The sequence below is a fragment of the Streptococcus mitis genome (genome assembly GCF_047465045.1).
Lineage (GTDB): Bacteria > Bacillota > Bacilli > Lactobacillales > Streptococcaceae > Streptococcus > Streptococcus mitis_DT.
This window is the reverse complement of sequence record NZ_JASHAR010000005.1, coordinates 84,452-107,596: the sequence shown is the minus strand read 5'-3', so window position 1 is coordinate 107,596 and position 23,145 is coordinate 84,452. Positions and strand designations below refer to the sequence as shown.

Below are 23,145 nucleotides of genomic sequence, written 5' to 3'. Positions count from 1 at the left end.
CCGGAAGTAGTTGGGGGTTGCCCCCTGTGAGATATGGAAGTCGCTTAGCTTTAGGGAGTTTAGCTCAGCTGGGAGAGCATCTGCCTTACAAGCAGAGGGTCAGCGGTTCGATCCCGTTAACTCCCATAGGTCCCGTAGTGTAGCGGTTATCACGTCGCCCTGTCACGGCGAAGATCGCGGGTTCGATTCCCGTCGGGACCGTTAGAATAACGCAAGTTATTTTAGACTCGTTAGCTCAGTTGGTAGAGCAATTGACTTTTAATCAATGGGTCACTGGTTCGAGCCCAGTACGGGTCATATATGCGGGTTTGGCGGAATTGGCAGACGCACCAGATTTAGGATCTGGCGCTTAACGGCGTGGGGGTTCAAGTCCCTTAACCCGCATTAAGATATAATAAATGAGCCGGCTTAGCTCAGTTGGTAGAGCATCTGATTTGTAATCAGAGGGTCGCGTGTTCAAGTCATGTAGCCGGCATTTTTAGATAGAAGAAAACAGTGCGAACGTAGTTCAGTGGTAGAACACCACCTTGCCAAGGTGGGGGTCGCGGGTTCGAATCCCGTCGTTCGCTTAGAGAGGCCGGGGTGGCGGAACTGGCAGACGCACAGGACTTAAAATCCTGCGATTGGTAACGATCGTACCGGTTCGATTCCGGTCCTCGGCATAATATAATGAGCACCCTTAGCTCAACTGGATAGAGTACCTGACTACGAATCAGGCGGTTAGAGGTTCGACTCCTCTAGGGTGCATTTTTCTATTTAACTCGGGAAGTAGCTCAGCTTGGTAGAGTACTTGGTTTGGGACCAAGGTGTCGCAGGTTCGAATCCTGTCTTCCCGATACATGGCGGTGTAGCTCAGCTGGCTAGAGCGTCCGGTTCATACCCGGGAGGTCGGGGGTTCGATCCCCTTCGCCGCTATAATGATCTTGTTGGACCTTTAGCTCAGCTGGTTAGAGCTCTCGGCTCATAACCGAGTGGTCGTAGGTTCAAGTCCTACAAGGTCCATTTGAATAGTATGGAGGATTACCCAAGTCCGGCTGAAGGGAACGGTCTTGAAAACCGTCAGGCGTGTAAAAGCGTGCGTGGGTTCGAATCCCACATCCTCCTTTTGTATTAACGCGGGATGGAGCAGCTCGGTAGCTCGTCGGGCTCATAACCCGAAGGTCGTAGGTTCAAATCCTGCTCCCGCAATAAGGCTCGGTAGCTCAGTTGGTAGAGCAATGGATTGAAGCTCCATGTGTCGGCGGTTCGATTCCGTCTCGCGCCATTTTATTAATAGTATGTATGCGGGTGTAGTTTAGTGGTAAAACTACAGCCTTCCAAGCTGTTGTCGCGAGTTCGATTCTCGTCACCCGCTTTGAACTTTGTTCAATTACCAAGTTTTTAACTTGGGCGCGTAGCTCAGGTGGTTAGAGCGCACGCCTGATAAGCGTGAGGTCGGTGGTTCGAGTCCACTCGTGCCCATTAATAGGAGAATTACTCAAGAGGCTGAAGAGGACGGTTTGCTAAATCGTTAGGTCGGGTAACTGGCGCAAGGGTTCGAATCCCTTATTCTCCGTTTTATTGAGAGTTTATAACTCTTTTTTTGTATTTTTAAGAATTGTAGAATAAAAACTTCAGATTTGTAAAACTTAATTGGATTACTTATCTGAAGTTTTTTGCGCTCTTTGTCAACTGTAGTGGGCTGCAGAAAAGCTAAAATCTTTATATATTGTCGATTTTATGGTTGTGCTAGTTTATTATTACTTCCAACTCTTGAGTGATATTTCTCCGCTATTGAGCCAGATTTCTTTTCCGTTATCACATTGAACTAGAAGCTTTCCACTTTCAGAGATATCTTTAGCAAGTCCCTTGTAGTCTTTTTGATTTAGTGTGAAAGTAACTTCTTTTCCTAGAACGAATGACTGTTTTTTGTATAGGTATAATAGTTCTTCTGCTGGTGTTTCGAAGAAAGTGCGCCAGATTTCTATGATTAATTCATTTCTGGTAATAGGTGCTGGTGTTTTAAATAAACTAGCAGCTTTTTCTTTTAATTCTTGTGGGAAATCATTAATAGTGAAGTTGATTCCTACTCCAATAATGATATCTGTGACTAAGCTAGTTTCCACAGAGGTCATTGCTTCAGTGAGGATTCCTCCAATTTTTTGATTTTTGAGGTAGATATCATTGACCCATTTTATGTCGATATCTATTAAAGTTAGGTTCTTAATGGCTTTGTAGATAGCTCCTGCTACAAGTAGTGTGTAGGATGGTAATTTGTCGTAAGGGAGATTTGGTTTGAGATGGAGGGTCATATAAATGCCACCTTGTGGGGAGTAGAAGGAGCGTTGAAAACGGCCTCGTCCTGCTGTTTGATAGGAAGCTAGATAGAGGGTGTTTGCTTCATTTCCTAAATCAATTGCTTCTTTTGCATCGAGTTGTGTTGATCTTGTTTCGGGTTTAAAACTGACTTTAATTGGAAGGTTTTCTTCTAGAATCTCTGGAAGAATAAGGTCTCCACTCACCAGTTTATAGCCTTTGTTTTTGATACTATCAATTTCAATGCCTTCTTGTTCTAGCCGCCTGATGGCTTTCCAAATTGATGTTCGGCTGAGGGATAGTTCTTCTGCGATTTTTTCTCCGCTGATATAGTTGGCATCTTTAGCTAGAATTTGGTAGACAGCTTGGTAAGATTTCATAGTGTTTCCTTTCTTTAGGAATAGTATCTGATTTGAATCTAGTTTGGCTAGTTGCTTAATTACTACTATTTTAACATATGCCTAGTATTTACGGTATGATTTTCTTAGAGTAAATGTAGTCATTAAGCTTGAGGTGTGAAATCTCAGTATTTTTGCTCCTTTTTTAACTAGGAAGCGTTTCCTTTGTTTTCAAATTGCTAAAAAAGTGGTACAATATAGGATAGCTTACTATTATCTGAATCAACTGATTTGGAGAGAAAGGATTCATTTTGAAATCAATAGGCTTTATTGAAAAGCTGAAAGGGTTGTCTAGTAAAGAGCTGATTTTATTGGGAATTATCCTGAGTATCTTTTTACCCTTTTATCTTTTTGTAGTTGTATTCTGTTTATATATTATCAGTTTAATTTTCACAGGAGACATGAAAAGTATTCTTCAGAAAATGGGGGAGCATCCGATGCTGCTTCTTTTTCTTGGCTATAGTACTGTTATATCCGTTTTTGCACAAAATTGGATGGGAGTTGTGGCTTCAGTAGGAATTTTTCTATTTACTGTTTTCTTTTTGCATTATCAGTCGATTTTATCACATAAATTCTTTCGATTGATTTTGCAGCTCGTCTTGTTTGGTAGCGTATTGTCAGCTGCTTTTGCGAGTTTAGAACATTTCCAAATTGTGAAGAAATTCAACTATGCTTTTCTTTCACCCAATATGCAGGTGTGGCATCAGAATCGTGCAGAAGTGACCTTCTTTAACCCTAATTATTATGGAATTATTTGTTGTTTCTGTATCATGATTGCTTTCTATCTGTTTACAACGACCAAGTTGAATTGGTTGAAAGTATTCTGTGTGATTGCAGGCTTTGTTAATCTCTTTGGTTTGAATTTTACGCAAAATCGAACCGCATTTCCTGCTATTATCGCTGGAGCCATTATTTATCTCTTTACAACCATTAAAAACTGGAAGGCCTTTTGGCTTAGTATAGGGGTCTTTGCGATTGGCTTGAGTTTCCTCTTTTCCAGTGATTTGGGAGTTCGGATGGGGACTTTAGACTCTTCTATGGAAGAACGAATTTCTATCTGGGATGCTGGGATGACCTTATTTAAGCAAAATCCTTTCTGGGGTGAAGGGCCATTGACCTATATGCACTCTTATCCTAGAATAAATGCTCCTTATCATGAACATGCTCACAGTCTTTATATTGATACGATTCTGAGTTACGGAATTGTGGGGACTATTTTACTAGTTTTGTCTTCTGTGGCTCCTGTTCGCTTGATGATGGATATGAGTCAGGAGTCTGGGAAACGTCCGATTATCGGCCTTTATCTATCTTTCCTTACAGTGGTTGCTGTGCACGGAATCTTTGACTTGGCCCTCTTTTGGATTCAGTCAGGTTTCATTTTCTTGCTAGTTATGTGCAGTATTCCATTGGAGCATCGAACGTTGGTATCGGACATGACGGATTAAGTTTTATAAGATTAAAATTCTTCTACCATGGGTAGGAGATTTTTTTACTGGGAAAAATTATTTCTAAATCGAAATAGTTGACAGATGAAATGACGAGTGTTACAATTACTTTATTCATTTCGATATAGAAATAAATTGGAGGTGCCATGAAAGATAGTCATTTGGTAGCCCATCATATTCGTTTGTTGAATGGGCGGATTTTTCAAAAGTTACTGAGCCAAGACCCTGAAGCTCTTTATCGGAGTGAACAGGGCAAGATTTTAGCGGTTTTATGGAATAGTGAAACTGGCTGTGCAACTGCGACAGACATTGCGCTTGCGACTGGACTTGCTAATAATACTCTGACGACGATGATAAAAAAGCTAGAGGAACAAAATCTTGTAACTATTAGTCCATGTGGAGAAGATAAGCGTAAGAAGTATTTGGTTTTAACAGAGTTGGGGCAGTCGCAAAAAGAAGTGGGGCAACGTGTCAATCAGAAATTGGATACGATTTTTTACAAAGGATTTTCAGAGAAAGAAATTCGGCAGTTTGAAGCCTTTCAAGAAAGAATTTTGGCTAATCTGAAAGAGGAGGAAAATGAGGTTTAAAATGGAGTAAATTAGCTGTTTATAAGTAAAGGCCACTTTTGACTTTGTTTTCCAACTCTTAGGACAAGGAAACTATGTGGTTAGCTATGGTCAGACTCTGATTGATGGAGTTGCCTATGCCCAGTACGATATCTTCCGTCTAGAAAACGGGAAAATTGTGGAGCATTGGGACAATAAGGAAGTCATGCCTAAGGTAGAAGACTTGACCAATCGAGGGAAGTTTTAAATTGAGGATACAGAATGATTGAATACAAAAATGTAGCTTTACGCTACACAGAAAAAGATATCTTGAGAGATGTCAATTTACGAATTGAGAATGGCGAGTTTATGGTTTTAGTTGGTCCATCTGGATCAGGTAAGACGACCATGATTAAGATGGTCAACCGCCTCTTGGAACCGACTGATGGAAATATTTATATGGATGGCAAGCGTATCAAAGACTATGATGAGCGTGATCTTCGTCTTTCTACTGGTTATGTTTTACAGGCTATTGCCCTATTTCCTAATCTAACGGTCGCGGAAAATATTGCCCTGATTCCTGAGATGAAGGGATGGACTAAGGAAAAAATTGCTCAGAAAACAGAAGAGCTTTTGGACAAGGTTGGCTTGCCAGTAGCTGAGTATGGACATCGACTTCCGAGTGAATTGTCTGGTGGAGAACAGCAACGGGTTGGAATTGTACGGGCTATGATTGGTCAGCCTAAGATTCTCCTCATGGATGAACCCTTTTCAGCCTTGGATGCTATTTCGAGAAAACAGTTGCAGGTTCTGACTAAAGAATTGCATAAAGAGTTTGGAATGACAACGATTTTTGTGACCCATGATACGGATGAAGCTTTGAAATTAGGTGACCGTATTGCTGTCTTGCAGGATGGAGAGATTCGTCAGGTAGCGAATCCCGAGACAATTTTAAAAGCGCCTGCAACAGACTTTGTAGCAGACTTGTTTGGAGGTAGTGTTCATGACTAATTTAATTGCAACTTTTCAGGATCGTTTTAGTGATTGGTTGACAGCTCTATCTCAACATTTGCAGTTGTCACTTTTGACCTTGTTGCTGGCTATCTTTATAGCGATTCCCTTGGCTGTTTATCTTCGCTATCATGAGAAGTTGGCGGATTGGTTTTTGCAGATTGCAGGGATTTTCCAGACCATCCCGTCTCTGGCCTTGTTGGGGCTCTTTATCCCCTTGATGGGAATTGGAACCTTGCCAGCTTTGACAGCTCTAGTGATCTATGCGATCTTTCCGATTTTACAAAATACCATCACTGGACTGAAGGGAATTGATCCGAGTCTGCAAGAGGCTGGGATTGCCTTTGGGATGACTAGATGGGAGCGACTCAAGAAGTTTGAAATTCCACTTGCCATGCCTGTCATAATGTCTGGAATTCGGACGGCGGCTGTCTTGATTATCGGTACGGCCACCTTGGCGGCCTTGATTGGGGCTGGGGGACTGGGTTCCTTTATCCTTTTAGGAATTGACCGTAATAATGCCAGTCTGATTTTGATTGGGGCACTTTCTTCTGCAGTGCTGGCTATTGCCTTTAACTTACTATTAAAAGTGATGGAAAAAGCAAAATTGCGGACGATTTTCTCTGGTTTTGCCTTGGTGACAATATTGCTCGGTCTGTCTTATAGTCCAGCCCTCTTGGCTCAAAAAGAGAAAGAAAATTTGGTGATTGCTGGGAAATTGGGTCCAGAACCAGAAATTTTGGCCAATATGTATAAACTCCTCATTGAGGAAAATACCAGTATGACTGCAACTGTTAAACCAAATTTTGGGAAAACAAGCTTCCTCTATGAAGCTCTGAAAAAAGGCGATATTGACATCTATCCTGAATTTACTGGTACGGTGACTGAAAGTCTACTTCAACCATCACCGAAAGTGAGTCATGAGCCAGATCAGGTTTATCAGGTGGCGCGTGATGGCATTGCCAAACAGGATCATCTAGCCTATCTCAAACCTATGTCTTATCAAAATACCTATGCTGTAGCTGTTCCGAAAAAGATTGCTCAAGAATATGGCTTGAAGACCATTTCGGATTTGAAAAAAGTGGAAGGGCAATTGAAGGCAGGCTTTACACTTGAGTTTAATGACCGTGAAGATGGAAATAAGGGCTTGCAGTCAATGTATGGTCTCAATCTCAATGTAGCGACCATGGAGCCAGCTCTTCGCTATCAGGCAATTCAGTCAGGCGATATTCAAATTACGGATGCCTATTCGACCGATGCGGAATTGGCGCGTTATGATTTGCAGGTCTTGGAAGATGACAAGCAACTCTTTCCACCTTATCAAGGGGCTCCACTGATGAAAGAAGCTCTTCTCAAGAAACATCCAGAGTTGGAAACAGTTCTCAATAAATTGGCTGGTAAAATTACTGAAAGCCAGATGAGCCAGCTCAACTACCAAGTCGGTGTTGAAGGCAAGTCAGCAGAACAAGTAGCCAAGGAGTTTCTACAAGAACAAGGTTTGTTGAAGAAATAGTTTGAAAATGTCAAACTCAACTTTGTTAAACGACCATATAGAAAACTGCTCAGACAATGTTGTCTGGGCTTTTTTGATATTAGAGTTACTGAATGTCTTTCAAAATGGAAAATAAGAGGAAATTTTTAGGATTTTCTAAAATTTTACTGTAAATACACTTGACTATTCACAAAATAGGTGTATAATGTGTTGTGAACTACTTAACAAATAAAGATTTCCAGCTCATGTCGACTAAGGATGGAAATCTTGTGTATAGACAGTTCGGTAGATATATAATAGAGCGTTGCGTCCGAAAGTCTATCCAGACACGGCTCTTTAAAAACAAAAGGAGAAGATTATGAAAACAGAACCGATTCATCGTACCAGTATGTGGAAATTTAAGTTAAGTGCTGCCACCATGACTTTGATTCCCGCTGCCGTGGGGATTAACTATGTTGCCAAAGCCTTGGCGGAGGGGTTAAAGTTGCCCGTTTGGCTGGGGTCTTTGGGAACCTTTCTTACCAGCATGTTGGCTGGGCCGGTTGCCGGTGCCATTAGTGGTTTCATCAACAACGTGATCTATGGGCTGACCTTATCGCCAATTTCAACCGTGTATGCGATTACCAGCATCGGAATTGGGATTGCTGTCGGAGTTTTGCACGCCAATGGGTGGTTCTCGTCAGCGCGACGAGTATTTGTTTCTGCTATTATTATTGCCATCGTTTCAGCTGTCATTTCAACGCCACTCAACGTCATCTTTTGGGGTGGTCAGACCGGTATCGCTTGGGGTGACTCATTGTTTGCGGTAATGGTCGCCAATCATGCACCAGTGTGGCTGGCCTCATTTACCGATGAGTTTGTCTTGGATATTTTGGATAAAGTCTGCGTGGCCTACCTGGCATTCTTCATCTATCGTCAGCTGCCGAAGCGGATGGTGCACTTCTTTAGCGATGATAAATGATGACTGATAAAACATTGATTTCTGGAGCGCCACGGGTCAAGCTCAAGTGGTACCAGGTGATCGATCCGATTACTAAGCTCTTGTTCATCTTGGACATGACGTTGTTGAGCTTTGCCAGTATGAATTTATTGCTTCAGGCCGGATTAATTCTTGTCGCAACACTGCTATTGTTATTTTCCAAATTGAGTTCTACCACCTTTAAGGCGCTGGGATTCAGCCTGTTTCTGATTTGCACCATGCTGATCATTCAAGGGTTATTTTACAGTCGGAATCAAACTGTGCTGTTTTCTGTGCTTGGGGTGTCGTTCTACAAAGAAGGCCTGATTTACGCCACCACTCTGGGTTGTCGAGTATTGGTGATTATTTTGACCAGTGGCTTTTTTATGGTGACCACGAGTATTTCAGAAAACGCGGCCTATTTGGAACTGTCCGGATTGTCTTATAAAACCGTCTACGTTCTGATGTCGGTGTGTTATATTTTGCCGGAAATGATGCGCAATATGCGGAAAATCCAGCAGGCACAAAAAGTTCGCGGAACCAATCCGCAAAAAACGTTGATTCAGAAATTAAAGTCAGTCCTGCCGGTTCTAATTCCATTGGTGATTAAGACCTTGGATCAATCGATGACGCGGTCGATTTCTCTCCAACTGAGAGGTTTTGATAATCTCAACCGGACTGTCAGAACCTCCCAGCGCGTGTATCGCCTGTCGCGGACGCTGCACATTGGTCTGACTGGATTGGCAATTTTATTGATTGGGTGGAAGATATGGACGAAGATAAACGGATTGTAATTGAAAATTTGACCACCCGTTATCCGGGTACTGAGCAACCACAACTGCGTCAGATTAACGCGGAGGTTCATACCGGCCAGGTGGTTGGGATTATCGGGAATAGCCACTCCGGCAAATCGACTTTGTGCCGTGTGCTGGCAGGGGTCATTCCCAAAATTGTGTCTGCTGAGATTGAGGGCGATTGGCACATGTTTGGCCAGCGAGTGTCTGACAATTGGCCCGTTTATAATGCCATGAATGGAGTTGTACTGCAAAATCCAGCTGGCCAACTAAGCGGGTTGGCAGACACGGTTGCCGATGAAATCGCCTTTGACTTGATTAATCAGGGAATGGCTGAAGGACTGATTCAAAAACGGGTTGAAGAAGTTGCCACGCAAATGGGGCTGATTGAACAGCTGAATTTGCGTCCCGAGAGCCTTTCCGGTGGTCAGATCCAGCGGTTGGCAATTGCCACGGCGATTGTGGCTAATCCGGCTGTTTTGATTATGGATGATCCGACCAGTGAGATGGATCCCCTTGGCCGCCGGCAATTTTTCCAATGGCTGGCCCAAGTCAAAGAGACGACTGTCTTCATTGTCACCAGTGAAATTGACGATTTGTGCGAAGTCGCCGACGTTGTGTGGGTGCTGCACGAGGGTCAAATGGTAGCCCAGGGCAGGCCGGGTGAGGTGTTTAATCATTTGGCAGCTGACTGGCAGATTCCAGCCCCGACAATCCAGCAACTTGCTCAAAAAATGGATTGGCACTTGGCTGATGGCCGGTATCCGGTGAATTACGCTGATCTGAAGGAGGTTCGTTATGCCCACAATTGAACTGAGCCACCTGACGTTCACTTATCCGGAACGGTCCTTTAGCTTGGATGTTGAAGACAAACACTTCGCCGATCCGATGGTGGCGATTGTCGGCCAAAATGGTGCCGGCAAATCAACGCTCTTCAAATTGTTGACGGGTTTGCTGACACCACAAACCGGTGTGATTAAGATCGATGGAGAAAATTTTAATGATCTTAAACCAGTAGAAAAGTTACTGAAGGTTGGGATTACTTTTCAGAATCCTGACGATCAGCTTTTCAACCCGACCGTTCAACGAGAGGTGGAGTGGAATGTCGCGCAGGTCATGGATGACCACGACACGATTACGAGGCGGGCTTTAGCGGCTCTAAAAAGAGTTGGCTTGGATGATAAAACAGCTGAAAGTCCATATGACCTGTCATTGTCGGAACGCAAGCTGTTGAGCGTTGCCACAGTTTTGGCAGTGGATCCGGCGATTTATTTATTTGATGAGCCGATGATGTCGCTTGATTGGGAAAGCCGGCGCAAGTTGACCGCAATTTTCCATCAGTTGGCTGATTCGGGCCACCAAGTTGTGACCATCACCCATGACATGGATTGGGTCGCCGCCGAGTTTGAGTCGGTGTATGTTATGGAACACGGGAAGTTTGGCTTCGCCGGCAGTCCACGGGAATTGTTCAGCAATCACGAACTTGTCCAGCGAGTGGGATTACTACCACCGCGGATTATGGACATAGCGGAGTCGCTGGGTGATTCACAGACATATTTATCGGTTAATGATTATTGCCAGAAAAATCGAGATGTATAGAAAAAGTCACCTCTGCGGGTTTTCCAGGTTGAAGGATTAACTTCAGCTTCTGGCAAGAACTCACATGGGTGACTTTTGTGTTTAATAACGTTTCATGATCATCGGGTGCTTCCTCAGATCACTCGGTTTGATTTTACTTTGTTTCATGGTCATAATCATATACCATTTCTTTTGGATTTTTTGTTTGACTAATACAAAATAGGTCTTCATAGGTCTTCGCATTTTTAGCGCCCATTAGGATCATCAGTATTATTTTCTGAATTAGGAGACTGTCCCATCACTATTCGAACTTCGTCTCCCAACTTACGCTGTTCCCATTCATCCGTGAATCCTTTAAATCGCAATTCTGGAACTTTCTTTTTAACTGAATCATCTATTTTCGCCATAGTCCCCACCATTTTATTGGTTTTTCTTGTTCTTCTATCCTTTTTTGATCTTTGATTTGTTCCTGCAAATTTTCCAACTTCTCTTTAAGAGCGTTCACATCATCTTTATATTGATTGTCTAAGTGTTTGAATTCTGTTTCCTGTGAGGGCATTTTGAGGGCTTTTAAGTTATCATTTTCCGACTTGTATTCTTCTAGCAACTTTTTATCTTGCAAGGCTAATCGTTGTTACTGGTCTAACAAATTAGTTAGTTTTTCTATTTGTTGGTCTTTGCTACTTATTTGTTGGTCTTTGGTATTTGATTTGCTACTACTTTCTACTTTACCTAAAATTATTTTTTCTGCTTTAGAATTTATTAGATTAGACCCATTGGAACTTTTAAGCTGTAATTCTTTTGGTAACCTTTGGTAGTGATATTGAATATTTTGTTTTGTAACACTCAACTCATCCGCCAGCTCTTTGATCGTTTTTAAGTCTTCACTCATGGTTTAAGTCCTGCCTTTTAACCGTTGGTAGATATTGTTCAATGGCTTTTTTGAGGTAGCGTGCGATATTATGCTTAGAATATTCTTCACGTCTGCTGGCAACATAAGACAAATGGTCTTTAACACTATTTAGCCCTCTTAATTCTTTCAGTTCGTCATAGAGGGGGTAAACATGGACTTGCAATCCTGCCATGATTTTTGTATCTTGCATTTCAAACGGACTTAGCAACATATTTTCTAGCAATAGCGTGGTGTACTTGCTTTTCATTGCTTCAATAGCTAGCTTATCTTCGGTTTCTGCTTTGCGTGCTTTATCTTCTTGATAGGCGGTATCTTCTAACTTATAGCTGCTATCGTCTGCTCGACGTTTCTTTCGTAACCAGATATCCAATGTTAAACCGTCCGCATCAATCGCTCGATAGAGATAATGCCAACGCCCCTTAATTTTGATATAGGTTTCATCCATTTTCCACGAATAGAAGGACTGTTTATTTTTCTTTTTCCAGAGATGATAGAGGATTTTACTGTATTCTTGAACCCACCGATAAATCGTAGTGTGACAAACATTTATTCCACGGTCATAAAGCAATTCCTGAACTTCACGATAGCTCAGATTGTAACGTATGTAATAACCAACAGCGACAATGATGACGTCTTGTTGGAATTGTTTACCTTTAAAATGATTCATCTCTCAAGCCTTACTAACCTTTTTTCTGCTCTTTGAGAAGCTGAAGGTCGTGCTAGTAACTACCTATTTGGTTTGATTAATTCCATCATTTATCTGGTGCTTGCCCTTCAAAAAGGCTTCTATGGTGAGGTTTTAACAACTCTCTATTTTACAATTATGCAGCCAATTGGTCTCTTGGTTTGGATTTATCAAGCTCAGTTCAAGAAAGAAAAGCAGGAGTTTGTCGCGCGTAAGCTGGATGGCAAGGGTTGGACCAAGTATCTTTCCATCAGTGTTCTTTGGTGGTTGGCCTTTGGCTTCATTTATCAGTCTATTGGTGCCAATCGTCCCTATCGTGATTCAATCACAGATGCTACAAATGGGGTAGGGCAAATCCTCATGACAGCTGTTTACCGTGAACAGTGGATATTCTGGGCAGCTACCAATGTCTTTTCAATCTATCTTTGGTGGGGAGAAAGCCTGCAAATTCAAGGGAAATACCTGATTTATCTCATCAACAGTCTAGTTGGTTGGTATCAATGGAGCAAGGCTGCTAAGCAGAATACTGATTTACCTAACTAGGAAAAGATGTTTTAGGTTTTGGGATAAAACAGATAGAGTTGATAATAAAGGATTTTATATTATGAAAAAGAGGATCTGTGGGTCCTCTTTTGTTGTTAAAAAAATGAAAAACTCAGTAGTCTAGGCATAAGGCAACTGAGCTCTACTCTGTATTCAATTTTTAGGAATGAGAAGGTCTAGATAAAACTGGACAACTTCCTGTTCTGTGAAGTCTTGCCCTTTTTTGAGCCACCAGGTCAATGTCTCGATAAAGTTGGTTACAACTAAGTGTTGGAGATAAGAATCAGGCAGACTTGGGTGAGCTTTTTTCAAATCATCAGCCAGCATGGGATTGACGTGGTGCTCCAGCTCTCTCTGGAGTTGACGGAGGAAGTAGTCATTTTTGGAGAATAGTAAACTGGTGATATGGTCTTGATTTTTCTGAAAATGCAGAAAGAGGTGGGCGAGGTAATCTTTGGTTGAAATGGCTTGCTCTCTTTCAAAGAGATGATGGAAGAGGTAGCGACAGAGCTCATCCAGAAGTAGCTCCTTGCTCTCATAGTGACAGTAAAAGGTAGAACGTCCCACATCTGCGAGATCAATGATATCCTGAACAGTAGTAGCCTCGTAGCCCTTAGCATTCAAAAGTTGTAGAAAAGCTTGATAGATAGCTTTTTTTGTTTTACTGATACGGCGGTCAATCTTAGTCATATGGACATTTGAGGCAAATTGTTCAGAACTGAATAAAGCTGACGCTTTGCTTCTATCCTTTCTTTGAGTTTTAGTGGATAATGATAATGAACAAGATGTTCATGAATCTATTATAACAAAGGAATGAGAAATATGAAGGCAAAATATGCTATTTGGTTAGCTTTTTTCTTAAATTTGACTTATGCCATTGTCGAGTTTATTGCAGGTGGAGTATTTGGTTCGAGCGCTGTTCTTGCTGACTCTGTGCATGACTTGGGAGATGCGATTGCAATTGGAATATCAGCTTTTCTAGAAACCATCTCTAATCGTGAAGAAGATAATCAGTACTCCTTGGGTTATAAGCGGTTTAGTCTGCTAGGAGCCTTGGTAACAGCGATAATACTCATGACAGGATCTGTTCTAGTCATTTTGGAAAATGTTACGAAGATTTTAAATCCGCAACCAGTCAATGACGAGGGGATTCTCTGGTTAGGGATTATTGCGATTACTATTAATGTGTTAGCGAGTCTAGTGGTTAGTAAGGGAAAGACAAAGAATGAGTCTATTCTGAGTCTGCATTTTCTGGAAGATACCTTGGGTTGGGTGGCTGTTATCTTGATGGCCATTATTCTTCGATTTACGGATTGGTATATCCTAGATCCGCTTTTGTCCCTTGTCATTTCTTTCTTTATTCTTTCAAAAGCCCTTCCACGTTTTTGGTCTACAGTCAAGATTTTTTTGGATGCTGTGCCGGAAGGTATTAATATCAAGCAAGTAAAGAGTGGCCTGGAGCGATTGGACAATGTGGCTAGCCTTAATCAGCTTAATCTCTGGACTATGGATGGTTTGGAAAAAAATGCTATTGTCCATGTTTGTATAAAAGAAGTGGGAAATATGGAAGCTTGTAAAGAATCTATTCGAATTTTCCTCAAAGATTGTGGTTTTCAAAACGTCACCATTGAGGTTGATGAAGACCTAGCAACCCACCTAGCCCATAAGCGAAAGGTGTGTGACTTGGAGCGGAGTCAGGAGCATCAACATTAGGAAAAATGATTGGGTATTATTTTATTTGGAATAGAGTATTTTCTTTATTATTTAGATATTTTAAAAGATTGGTAAGTTAAGAGCATTGTATAAACTCCATATATATGATTGCTAATGATAAAAGATTTTTCGATTAGATGCAAAATGCTTGACTTGGAGTCAACTCAAAGTTATATAATAAGATAAGTGAGTTAGCATAGCGTGAACTCAGTGAATGAAATGAGAGGAGGTTAGTGTATGAATATTAAATCTGCTAGTGACTTGTTGGGAATTTCAGCGGATACGATTCGGTACTATGAACGGGTTGGTCTTGTGCCACCGATTACTCGTACCGCGACAGGGATTCGTGATTTTCAAGATCAGGATATTGAAGCGCTGGAATTTATTAAGTGTTTTCGTTCAGCGGGTGTCTCTGTGGACAGTTTAGTTGACTATATGTCGCTATACCAAAAGGGAGATGAAACGCGAGAGGAAAGGCTTGGTATTTTAGAAGACGAAAAGAAAAAATTAGAGGAGCGCTTGTCTCAGTTACAGACAGCTTTAAATCGCTTAAATCTCAAAATTAAACTTTACAAGGCAGGAAAATTTTAAATGAAATTAGCAGTATATACAAAGGCAGGCCAGGTTGGACTTGCTACAATTGAACGTCCGCAAATTATAGAAGCAGATGATGCTATTATTCGCATTGTCCGTACTTGCGTTTGTGGTTCGGACCTTTGGAGTTACCGTAATCCCGAAATCGAAGAAGGACATAGAAATAGCGGTCATGAGGCGATCGGGATTGTCGAAGAAGTCGGAGAGGCTATTACAACGGTCAAACCGGGAGACCTTGTCATTGCACCTTTCACCCATGGCTGTGGGGAGTGTGACGCCTGTCGTGCTGGCTATGATGGCTCGTGTGATCATCATCCTGGTAACAACTGGTCAGGTGGTGTCCAGGCTGAGTATATCCGTTTCCACTATGCCAACTGGGCGCTGGTTAAAATTCCTGGACAACCTTCAGATTATAGCGAAGGTATGCTAAAGTCACTATTGACTCTTGCTGATGTCATGCCGACAGGTTACCATGCGGCGCGTGTTGCTAATGTGCAAAAAGGTGACAAAGTTGTAGTCATTGGAGATGGCGCTGTTGGTCAATGTGCAGTTATCGCAGCTAAAATGCGTGGGGCATCCCAAATTGTCCTTATGAGTCGCCACGAAGACCGTCAACAAATGGCCCTGGAGTCAGGTGCGACAGCTGTTGTGGCTGAGCGTGGTGAAGAAGGTATTGCCAAAGTCCGTGAAATCCTTGGCGGAGGAGCAGATGCCGCTCTTGAATGTGTTGGGACTGAAGCAGCCGTAGATCAAGCCCTTGGGGTTCTTCACAATGGTGGACGTTTAGGCTTCGTTGGTGTTCCTCATTACAATAACCGTGCGCTCGGTTCTACCTTTGCTCAAAATACAATAATCGGTGGTGGTCCAGCTTCTGTCACAACTTACGACAAGCAAGTATTACTAAAAGCCGTTCTGGATGGTGATATCAATCCAGGTCGCGTCTTTACTTCGAGTTATAAATTAGAAGATATTGACCAGGCTTATAAAGACATGGATGAACGTAAGACCATTAAGTCTATGATTGTGATGGATTAAAAAAGAAAATCCTAATGGAGATTTGAGCCTCTCTATTAGGATTTTTTATCATGTTTAATTTGTTGAGTTATGGCAGAGTGCTTTCTCTTAGAGTCAGTCTGGTTCCCAGCATAGTCAGGCTAGGGATTTTGCGACCGTGGAGGACTTCCTTGTTAAGAATATCCATGCCTGCTCGGCCCATTTCCTCAGTATAGACCGTGATGCTAGAAAGGGGAGGATAAACTTGCTTGGTCAGGCTGGTGTCGTTAAAAGAAATGAGGCTGACGCCATCTGGAAGGCTGATTCCAGCTTCTTGAAGGGCACGAAGGGCACCGATGGCTAAACTATCACTGGCGGCAAAAAATGCTGGTGGGAGTTGGTCTCCTAAGCTCTGAATGGCCTCCTTCATCAAGTCATAGCCAGACTGGGCAGTAAAGCTTCCTTGAAAGACCAGTTCATCATGATAGATTCCCTTTGATTGACTGTAGTTCTTAAAATTTTCCAGACGCTTGTCCTCAATGATTTCTTCTTGGTCTGTTGTTTCCTCAAGCCCTGTTAAAATTCCGATACGATCCATTCCTTGGCTGAGGAAATAATCGACAACCTGTTTCATGGCAGTGTAAAAATCCGTGATAATGCAGGTGTGCCCTAGAGAAAGTGTATCGCTGTCTAGAAATACAAGAGGTTTTTGGTATTCTTCAAAGGCAGAAATCTGAGCTCGGCTAAACTTTCCGATACAGAGTATCCCAATCACTTCCTCGCTAAGGGTAAAAGGATGGTCATTGAAATAGCGCAAGATATCATAGTCCAACTCTTGGGCTCTTTTTTCGATGCCTAGGCGAATCTGGTAGTAGTAGAGGTCGTCTAGCTCCCCTTGTTCGCTGACCCATTGGATAATGGCAATCTTTTGCTTGGGTTTGTGGGACTCGCCTGTCTTGAGGTGCTTGGTGTAGCCCAACTCTTCAGCAACAGTTAAAATACGGTGTCTGGTTTCTTCTGTAACAGATAGGCTCTGGTCGCGATTGAGGACACGGGATACGGTCGCGATAGAGACAGAGGCTAGCTGTGCAATGTCTTTTAAGGTAGCCATAAATCCTCCTTCTTTTAGGTTAGTATATCATATTTTTCTGCTTTTTACTGATAGTTTAGTAAAATTTTAGTAAAAAGGATTGACCTTGGTAAATCCCTTGGATACAATAGAAGAAAACGATTACACGTTAAGGTGATACTCAATGAAAATCAAAAAGCAAACTAGGAAGCTAGCCGCAGGCTGCTCAAAGCACTGCTTTGAGGTTGTAGATAAGACTGACAAAGTCAGTCACATATATAATCCAAGGTGAAGCTGACGTGGTTTGAAGAGATTTTCGAAGAGTATGACTTAACGAACAGTAAAAGGAGAATTTATATGACACAACATCTTACTGCAGAAGCTCTTCGCAAAGACTTTCTTGCTGTTTTTGGTCAAGAAGCAGACCAAACCTTCTTTTCACCAGGTCGTATCAATTTGATTGGTGAACACACAGACTACAACGGTGGGCACGTTTTTCCAGCTGCTATTTCTTTGGGAACTTATGGTGCAGCTCGTAAGCGTGACGACCAAATTTTACGTTTCTACTCAGCTAACTTTGAAGACAAGGGCATCATCGAAGTGCCTTTAGCGGATCTCAAGTTTGAAAAAGAGCACAACTGGACCAATTATCCAAAAGGAGTTCTTCATTTCTTGCAAGAAGCTGGACATGTGATTGACAAAGGTTTTGATTTTTATGTTTATGGGAATATCCCAAATGGTGCTGGTTTGTCTTCTTCAGCATCCTTGGAACTTTTGACAGGGGTAGTGGCAGAGCATCTCTTTGATTTAAAATTAGAGCGTCTCGATTTGGTTAAAATCGGCAAACAAACAGAAAATAACTTTATCGGAGTCAACTCTGGTATCATGGACCAGTTTGCTATAGGTATGGGGGCTGATCAACGTGCTATTTACTTAGATACTAACACTTTAGAGTATGATTTGGTACCACTTGATTTGAAGGACAATGTCGTTGTTATCATGAACACCAATAAACGCCGTGAATTGGCTGACTCTAAGTACAATGAACGCCGTGCTGAGTGTGAAAAAGCAGTGGAAGAGTTGCAAGTTGCCTTAGATATTCAGACCTTGGGTGAATTGGATGAGTGGGCCTTTGACCAATATAGCTACCTAATCAAAGATGAAAATCGTTTGAAACGTGCTCGTCATGCAGTGCTTGAAAATCAACGTACCCTCAAAGCTCAAGCAGCCCTCCAAGCAGGAGATTTGGAAACATTTGGTCGTTTGATGAATGCTTCTCACGTTTCGCTTGAGCATGATTATGAAGTAACTGGCTTAGAATTGGATACCCTTGTTCACACAGCTTGGGCACAAGAAGGAGTTCTCGGTGCTCGTATGACAGGGGCAGGTTTTGGCGGATGTGCCATTGCCTTGGTGCAAAAAGATGCTGTTGATGACTTTAAGGAAGCTGTAGGCAAACACTACGAGGAAGTAGTTGGCTACGCTCCAAGTTTCTATATCGCTGAAGTTGCAGGTGGCACTCGCGTCCTTGACTAGTCAAAAGGAGGCTTTATGGTGACCTTAGTAGATACATTTGTAACACATGTCATTTCTGAAAGTTCATTTGAGGAAATGGATCGAATCTACCTGACCAATCGTGTCTTGGCACGAGTGGGAGATGGTGTTTTGGAAGTTGAGACCAATCTGGATAAATTGATTGGCCTCAAGGACCAGCTGGTTGAGGAAGCTGTTCGATTAGAGACGATTGAAGATAGTCAGACTGCGCGTGAGATCCTTGGTGCTGAACTGATGGACTTGGTGACTCCTTGTCCGAGTCAGGTCAATCGTGATTTCTGGGAAACCTATGTCCACTCTCCTGAGCAAGCGATAGAGGATTTTTACCAACTCAGTCAGAAGAATGACTACATCAAACTCAAGGCCATTGCTAAAAATATCGCTTATCGTGTTCCATCTGATTACGGTGAACTTGAAATTACCATCAACCTCTCTAAGCCTGAAAAGGATCCGAAAGAGATTGCGGTGGCTAAGTTGGTGCAAGCTAGCCATTATCCCCAGTGTCAGCTTTGTATAGAGAACGAAGGCTACCATGGTCGGGTTAACCACCCAGCTCGCAGCAATCACCGTATTATCCGTTTTGAAATGGCTGGTCAGGAGTGGGGCTTCCAGTATTCGCCTTATGCCTACTTTAATGAGCACTGTATTTTCTTAGATGGCCAGCATCGTCCCATGGCCATTAGTCGTCAGAGCTTTGAACGCCTGCTGGCTATCGTAGAGCAGTTTCCAGGATATTTTGCTGGATCTAATGCTGACTTGCCGATTGTGGGGGGCTCTATTCTAACTCATGACCACTATCAGGGAGGACGTCATGTATTTCCTATGGAATTGGCTCCCTTGCAAAAGACCTTTCAATTTGCTGATTTTGAGCAGGTTAAGGCTGGGATTGTCAAGTGGCCAATGTCAGTGTTGCGTTTGACTTCGGATTTCAAAGAGGATTTGATCAACTTAGCTGACAAGATTTTGCAGGAATGGCGTCAGTATTCAGATCCTAGTGTGCAGATTTTGGCAGAGACAGACGGGACACCGCATCACACCATCACACCTATTGCGCGTAAGCGCGACGGTCAGTTTGAGTTGGACTTGGTTTTACGAGATAATCAAACATCACCAGAACATCCTGATGGCATCTATCATCCCCACAAGGATGTCCAACATATCAAGAAGGAAAATATCGGCTTGATTGAGGTCATGGGCTTGGCAATCTTGCCACCACGTCTGAAAGAAGAAGTGGAGCAAGTCGCTAGCTATCTCGTGGGAGAAGCTGATACAGTTGCCGATTATCATCAGGAATGGGCAGACCAACTTAGAGCCCAATATCCAGACATAACAGATAAAGAAAAAGCCCTTGAAATCGTCAAGGACTCTGTGGGTGCTATCTTTGCACGTGTACTTGAGGATGCAGGAGTCTACAAGCAGACGAAACAAGGACAGGCAGCCTTTATGCGCTTTGTGGAACAGGTCGGAATTTTACCAGACTAGGAGCTTTCTCCTTGCACAGTCCTATAAAAAGTAGTATCATAGTGTCGTTTGAAATATCAGGAGGAAACCATGAAAGATTTTCATTTTGACGCTATATCTGCTTTTGAAAATTACGAAATTGAACAAATGAGAGATGGTCACGTTGTGGTGACGACAAAAGTAGTGGACTCTTCGCTCAACTACTATGGCAATGCCCATGGTGGCTATCTCTTTACCCTTTGCGACCAGATCAGTGGTTTGGTGGTCATATCTCTGGGACTTGATGGAGTGACGCTCCAGTCCTCTATCAACTACCTCAAGGCAGGAAAACTCGACGATGTGCTGACCATTAAAGGAGAATGCGTCCATCAAGGTCGCACAACTTGTGTAGTAGATGTCGATATCACCAATCAAGAGGGCAGAAATGTCTGCAAAGCAATCTTTACCATGTTTGTCACAGGCCAACGGTCAGAAGACAGACAGGTAAGGATATAAAGAGTAATTTAATAGAGTGAGGTGAATTTTGGAATTTATAAAATTTGCCTTACTCATTTTTTGATATTGATATGATTTAATTCTAAAATAGAAAATTTAGTAATGTGGTAGAAAATACAAGAGTTGTGTTTTAATTTCTATGGTATAATTAAAAGCATGAAGATAAAAGAAATAAAGGAAGTTACTTTACAACCGTTCACGAAATGGACAGGTGGTAAAAGACAATTATTGCCTGTTATTAGAGAATTAATTCCTAAAACCTATAACAGGTATTTCGAACCTTTTGTTGGAGGTGGAGCTTTATTTTTTGATTTAGCTCCTAAAGATGCAGTTATTAATGATTTTAACGCTGAACTAATAAATTGCTATCAACAAATTAAGGACAATCCTCAAGAATTGATTGAAATTTTGAAAGTTCATCAGGAATATAATTCAAAAGAATATTATTTAGATTTACGTTCTGCTGATCGTGATGAAAGAATAGATATGATGTCCGAAGTACAAAGAGCTGCACGTATTCTCTATATGTTGAGAGTGGACTTTAATGGTCTATATCGTGTGAATTCTAAGAACCAATTTAATGTTCCATATGGACGTTATAAGAATCCTAAAATTGTTGATGAGGAATTGATATTTGCTATTTCAGTATACCTAAATAACAATCAACTAGAAATTAAAACGGGAGATTTTGAAAAGGCTGTTTTAGATGTTCAGCCAGGGGATTTTGTGTATTTTGATCCTCCATATATTCCATTGTCTGAGACGAGTGCCTTTACTTCCTACACTCATGAGGGGTTTTCTTATGATGATCAAGTAAGATTAAGAGATACCTTTAAAAAATTGAGTGATGCAGGGGCTTATGTTATGTTGTCAAACTCCTCTAGTTTTTTGGTAGAGGAGTTGTATCGAGATTTTAATATCCATTATGTTGAAGCTACCCGAACTAATGGAGCAAAATCTTCGAGTCGAGGAAAAATTTCTGAAATTATAGTCACAAATTATGAAAAATAACGAATATAAGTATGGAGGTGTTTTAATGACAAAACCATACTATAATAAAGATAAAATGATTCTTGTTCATGCAGATACGTTTAAGTTATTATCGAAAATGAAACCAGAAAGCATGGACATGATCTTTGCTGATCCTCCATATTTTTTGAGTAACGGTGGTATATCAAATTCTGGGGGACAGGTTGTATCTGTAGATAAAGGTGACTGGGATAAGATTTCTTCCTTTGAGGAAAAGCACGAATTCAATCGTAAATGGATTCGTTTAGCAAAAGAAGTTTTGAAGCCTAATGGGACTATTTGGATTTCGGGGAGTTTACATAATATTTACTCAGTTGGAATGGCATTAGAGCAAGAAGGTTTTAAAATTCTAAATAATATTACTTGGCAGAAAACAAACCCTGCACCTAATTTATCCTGTCGTTATTTTACTCATTCTACTGAAACTATTTTATGGGCAAGAAAAAATGATAAAAAAGCTCGTCATTATTACAATTACGATTTGATGAAAGAGCTAAATGATGGTAAGCAAATGAAAGATGTTTGGACAGGTGCTTTGACGAAAAAAGCTGAGAAATGGGCTGGCAAGCATCCAACACAAAAACCAGAATATTTATTGGAACGTATAATTTTGGCCTCTACTAAAGAGGGTGACTATATTCTAGATCCATTTGTTGGTAGTGGCACTACGGGTGTTGTTGCGAAGCGATTAGGTAGAAGATTTATAGGTATCGATTCTGAAAAAGAATATTTAAAAATTGCAAAGAAGAGGTTGGAGGTATAGAAAAGTGTTAGAGTTAGGTGAGTATGCAACTTATAAAGAATTTGGCCTTGAACTTATTAACTGTTTAGAACATTCTGGTTTTTCCGAGTCAATTAAAGAGGGAGAAGAAGCTAAATCTAGAATCCTTATAACACCTCAAGATATAACTTTGATATTTTATGGATATAAGGCAACAAACGAGGAGACTAAAAGACGATTAAAGAGAAATTCTTACGATTGTTTAGTAAGATTTAAGGAAGAAGATGTAAGTTTTATAACAATCTGTAAGGAAATAATAGAAAAATGTCATATTGAAAAATTTCCTGTAAAACTAATAAAGAATATAGTATATATTGTCTTGAGGTCAATCTCACAAAGGCCATTAACAACAATAGAATCTACAATTTCAGATTATTTATTAATTGAAAACCAACTAATTAGAATTAATAATCCATTATACAATGACAGATATCTATCATCAGAAGAAATTGATAATGGTATTAAAGAGTTAAGAAGTGTATTAGCTTCATTGAATGATGTTGGAAAATTTTCCTTGCAAGAAATTATAAATATAATAAGTTATATTGCAATTATCGAGGAATTTAATTATCCGAAACTTGAGGGTGATACTAAATATAGAGGACGTTCAGATTGTTTTGGTAGATATATTGAGGTTTTATTTGGTGATATAGATGAACTTAGTAGACATATTTCTGAACAATCTTTTTCTGTAGGTGCGCATTTTATTCATGATCAAAGATACCAAGATTATTATTTAACTAAATATATAGATATGGATAGACTTGAGTTGAACAATCAAGGTGAATATTTTTAA

The 23,145-nt window shown here is 41.2% G+C and carries 24 protein-coding genes, 17 tRNA genes and 2 pseudogenes; 36 read left to right on the top strand and 7 right to left on the bottom strand.

Annotated features, from left to right (window positions below):
• Positions 1–53 precede the first annotated feature (53 nt).
• From QM409_RS04705 to QM409_RS04625, 17 genes are all read left to right on the top strand, one after another.
• Positions 54–126: transfer RNA gene (locus QM409_RS04705), tRNA-Val, on the top strand.
• A gap of 2 nt (positions 127–128) precedes the next feature.
• Positions 129–201: transfer RNA gene (locus QM409_RS04700), tRNA-Asp, on the top strand.
• Between the two features lie 23 nt (positions 202–224).
• Positions 225–297 (top strand) — tRNA-Lys (locus QM409_RS04695).
• 5 nt (positions 298–302) lie between these two features.
• Positions 303–384 (top strand) — tRNA-Leu (locus QM409_RS04690).
• Between the two features lie 18 nt (positions 385–402).
• Positions 403–475: transfer RNA gene (locus QM409_RS04685), tRNA-Thr, on the top strand.
• A 22-nt stretch (positions 476–497) separates the two neighbouring features.
• Positions 498–569 (top strand) — tRNA-Gly (locus QM409_RS04680).
• Positions 570–576: 7 nt separating this feature from the next.
• Positions 577–662, top strand: a tRNA-Leu gene (locus tag QM409_RS04675).
• Positions 663–673: 11 nt separating this feature from the next.
• A tRNA-Arg gene (locus QM409_RS04670) sits at positions 674–747 on the top strand.
• Positions 748–762: 15 nt separating this feature from the next.
• Positions 763–836 (top strand) — tRNA-Pro (locus tag QM409_RS04665).
• A 5-nt stretch (positions 837–841) separates the two neighbouring features.
• Positions 842–915 (top strand) — tRNA-Met (locus QM409_RS04660).
• A gap of 13 nt (positions 916–928) precedes the next feature.
• Positions 929–1,002 (top strand) — tRNA-Ile (locus QM409_RS04655).
• Positions 1,003–1,014: 12 nt separating this feature from the next.
• A tRNA-Ser gene (locus QM409_RS04650) sits at positions 1,015–1,104 on the top strand.
• A 10-nt stretch (positions 1,105–1,114) separates the two neighbouring features.
• Positions 1,115–1,188: transfer RNA gene (locus QM409_RS04645), tRNA-Met, on the top strand.
• Positions 1,189–1,191: 3 nt separating this feature from the next.
• Positions 1,192–1,264 (top strand) — tRNA-Phe (locus tag QM409_RS04640).
• A 19-nt stretch (positions 1,265–1,283) separates the two neighbouring features.
• Positions 1,284–1,354, top strand: a tRNA-Gly gene (locus QM409_RS04635).
• A 33-nt stretch (positions 1,355–1,387) separates the two neighbouring features.
• Positions 1,388–1,461, top strand: a tRNA-Ile gene (locus QM409_RS04630).
• A 6-nt stretch (positions 1,462–1,467) separates the two neighbouring features.
• Positions 1,468–1,555 (top strand) — tRNA-Ser (locus tag QM409_RS04625).
• A 184-nt stretch (positions 1,556–1,739) separates the two neighbouring features.
• Here QM409_RS04625 and birA read toward each other — a convergent pair.
• A complete protein-coding gene (gene birA / locus QM409_RS04620) occupies positions 1,740–2,675 on the bottom strand; it encodes a bifunctional biotin--[acetyl-CoA-carboxylase] ligase/biotin operon repressor BirA (protein ID WP_084888843.1) in 936 nt (311 codons plus the stop codon).
• Between the two features lie 269 nt (positions 2,676–2,944).
• Here birA and QM409_RS04615 point away from each other — a divergent pair, with 269 nt between their 5' ends.
• The 9 genes and pseudogenes from QM409_RS04615 (at position 2,945) to QM409_RS04575 (ending at position 10,540) form a co-directional block, all read left to right on the top strand.
• Positions 2,945–4,138: an O-antigen ligase family protein gene (locus tag QM409_RS04615; protein ID WP_261029029.1), complete on the top strand. Its 1,194-nt coding sequence runs from the start codon at positions 2,945–2,947 to the stop codon at positions 4,136–4,138.
• Positions 4,139–4,284: 146 nt separating this feature from the next.
• Positions 4,285–4,728 (top strand): MarR family transcriptional regulator, encoded by a 444-nt coding sequence (locus QM409_RS04610; protein ID WP_261029028.1) that lies wholly within the window; start codon positions 4,285–4,287, stop codon positions 4,726–4,728.
• A gap of 34 nt (positions 4,729–4,762) precedes the next feature.
• Positions 4,763–4,954: pseudogene (locus QM409_RS04605) on the top strand (polyketide cyclase); the annotation flags it as partial.
• Between the two features lie 14 nt (positions 4,955–4,968).
• A complete protein-coding gene (locus tag QM409_RS04600) occupies positions 4,969–5,697 on the top strand; it encodes an ABC transporter ATP-binding protein (protein ID WP_261029027.1) in 729 nt (242 codons plus the stop codon).
• Positions 5,690–7,210 (top strand): ABC transporter permease/substrate-binding protein, encoded by a 1,521-nt coding sequence (locus tag QM409_RS04595; protein ID WP_414305145.1) that lies wholly within the window; start codon positions 5,690–5,692, stop codon positions 7,208–7,210. The genes QM409_RS04600 and QM409_RS04595 overlap by 8 nt, the downstream gene beginning before the upstream one ends.
• Before the next feature lie 337 nt (positions 7,211–7,547).
• Positions 7,548–8,150 carry a hypothetical protein gene (locus QM409_RS04590; RefSeq protein WP_000846130.1) on the top strand — a complete coding sequence of 201 codons (603 nt, stop codon included), beginning with the start codon at positions 7,548–7,550 and terminating at the stop codon, positions 8,148–8,150.
• The gene (locus QM409_RS04585; protein WP_000130448.1) at positions 8,150–8,941 is read left to right on the top strand and encodes an energy-coupling factor transporter transmembrane component T; all 792 of its coding nucleotides are present in this window, start codon (positions 8,150–8,152) and stop codon (positions 8,939–8,941) included. Before QM409_RS04590 ends, QM409_RS04585 begins: the two co-directional genes overlap by 1 nt.
• Positions 8,917–9,753: an ABC transporter ATP-binding protein gene (locus tag QM409_RS04580; protein WP_295500014.1), complete on the top strand. Its 837-nt coding sequence runs from the start codon at positions 8,917–8,919 to the stop codon at positions 9,751–9,753. The genes QM409_RS04585 and QM409_RS04580 overlap by 25 nt, the downstream gene beginning before the upstream one ends.
• Positions 9,740–10,540: an energy-coupling factor ABC transporter ATP-binding protein gene (locus tag QM409_RS04575; protein WP_124787257.1), complete on the top strand. Its 801-nt coding sequence runs from the start codon at positions 9,740–9,742 to the stop codon at positions 10,538–10,540. Before QM409_RS04580 ends, QM409_RS04575 begins: the two co-directional genes overlap by 14 nt.
• A gap of 224 nt (positions 10,541–10,764) precedes the next feature.
• Here the strand turns inward: QM409_RS04575 and QM409_RS04570 are convergent, their stop codons facing one another.
• From QM409_RS04570 to QM409_RS04555, 4 genes are read right to left on the bottom strand one after another with little or no spacing between them, the layout of a single operon-like run.
• Positions 10,765–10,926, bottom strand: coding sequence for a hypothetical protein (locus tag QM409_RS04570; RefSeq protein WP_172672634.1), 162 nt, complete (start codon positions 10,924–10,926; stop codon positions 10,765–10,767).
• Entirely contained in the window at positions 10,914–11,141 is a 228-nt protein-coding gene (locus QM409_RS04565; protein ID WP_050239574.1) for a hypothetical protein, read from the bottom strand. Before QM409_RS04565 ends, QM409_RS04570 begins: the two co-directional genes overlap by 13 nt.
• 12 nt (positions 11,142–11,153) lie before the next feature.
• Positions 11,154–11,411, bottom strand: a complete 258-nt coding sequence (locus QM409_RS04560) for a plasmid replication protein (RefSeq protein WP_001287840.1) — start codon at positions 11,409–11,411, stop codon at positions 11,154–11,156.
• Positions 11,404–12,099 carry an IS6 family transposase gene (locus tag QM409_RS04555; RefSeq protein ID WP_414305146.1) on the bottom strand — a complete coding sequence of 232 codons (696 nt, stop codon included), beginning with the start codon at positions 12,097–12,099 and terminating at the stop codon, positions 11,404–11,406. Before QM409_RS04555 ends, QM409_RS04560 begins: the two co-directional genes overlap by 8 nt.
• Positions 12,100–12,138: 39 nt before the next feature.
• Between QM409_RS04555 and pnuC the strand changes: the two are divergent.
• Positions 12,139–12,660, top strand: a pseudogene (gene pnuC / locus QM409_RS04550) (nicotinamide riboside transporter PnuC); the annotation flags it as partial.
• A 153-nt stretch (positions 12,661–12,813) separates the two neighbouring features.
• On the opposite strand, the gene QM409_RS04545 reads toward pnuC, so the two are convergent.
• The gene (locus tag QM409_RS04545) at positions 12,814–13,350 is read right to left on the bottom strand and encodes a TetR/AcrR family transcriptional regulator (protein WP_414305147.1); all 537 of its coding nucleotides are present in this window, start codon (positions 13,348–13,350) and stop codon (positions 12,814–12,816) included.
• A 132-nt stretch (positions 13,351–13,482) separates the two neighbouring features.
• Here QM409_RS04545 and QM409_RS04540 point away from each other — a divergent pair, with 132 nt between their 5' ends.
• From QM409_RS04540 to QM409_RS04530, 3 genes are all read left to right on the top strand, one after another.
• A complete protein-coding gene (locus tag QM409_RS04540) occupies positions 13,483–14,373 on the top strand; it encodes a cation diffusion facilitator family transporter (RefSeq protein WP_261048384.1) in 891 nt (296 codons plus the stop codon).
• A 237-nt stretch (positions 14,374–14,610) separates the two neighbouring features.
• Positions 14,611–14,964 carry a stress response transcriptional regulator NmlR gene (gene nmlR / locus QM409_RS04535; RefSeq protein ID WP_414305148.1) on the top strand — a complete coding sequence of 118 codons (354 nt, stop codon included), beginning with the start codon at positions 14,611–14,613 and terminating at the stop codon, positions 14,962–14,964.
• A complete protein-coding gene (locus QM409_RS04530) occupies positions 14,965–16,002 on the top strand; it encodes a zinc-binding dehydrogenase (RefSeq protein WP_414305149.1) in 1,038 nt (345 codons plus the stop codon).
• A gap of 67 nt (positions 16,003–16,069) precedes the next feature.
• On the opposite strand, the gene galR is transcribed toward QM409_RS04530, so the two are convergent.
• Complete coding sequence (gene galR, locus QM409_RS04525) at positions 16,070–17,071, bottom strand: DNA-binding transcriptional regulator GalR (RefSeq protein WP_414305150.1); 1,002 nt, start codon at positions 17,069–17,071, stop codon at positions 16,070–16,072.
• Between the two features lie 315 nt (positions 17,072–17,386).
• On the opposite strand from galR, the gene QM409_RS04520 reads away from it, so the two are divergent.
• The 6 genes from QM409_RS04520 to QM409_RS04495 all read left to right on the top strand — a co-directional run bounded on the left by QM409_RS04520 (position 17,387) and on the right by QM409_RS04495 (position 23,145).
• Positions 17,387–18,565: a galactokinase gene (locus tag QM409_RS04520; protein WP_261077889.1), complete on the top strand. Its 1,179-nt coding sequence runs from the start codon at positions 17,387–17,389 to the stop codon at positions 18,563–18,565.
• Between the two features lie 18 nt (positions 18,566–18,583).
• A complete protein-coding gene (locus QM409_RS04515; protein WP_414305183.1) occupies positions 18,584–20,065 on the top strand; it encodes a UDP-glucose--hexose-1-phosphate uridylyltransferase in 1,482 nt (493 codons plus the stop codon).
• A gap of 69 nt (positions 20,066–20,134) precedes the next feature.
• Positions 20,135–20,539 (top strand): PaaI family thioesterase, encoded by a 405-nt coding sequence (locus tag QM409_RS04510; protein WP_261037321.1) that lies wholly within the window; start codon positions 20,135–20,137, stop codon positions 20,537–20,539.
• A gap of 156 nt (positions 20,540–20,695) precedes the next feature.
• A complete protein-coding gene (locus QM409_RS04505) occupies positions 20,696–21,550 on the top strand; it encodes a DNA adenine methylase (RefSeq protein WP_084950217.1) in 855 nt (284 codons plus the stop codon).
• Positions 21,551–21,575: 25 nt separating this feature from the next.
• Complete coding sequence (locus tag QM409_RS04500) at positions 21,576–22,331, top strand: site-specific DNA-methyltransferase (RefSeq protein ID WP_261015225.1); 756 nt, start codon at positions 21,576–21,578, stop codon at positions 22,329–22,331.
• Between the two features lie 4 nt (positions 22,332–22,335).
• Entirely contained in the window at positions 22,336–23,145 is an 810-nt protein-coding gene (locus QM409_RS04495) for a hypothetical protein (protein ID WP_084950215.1), read from the top strand.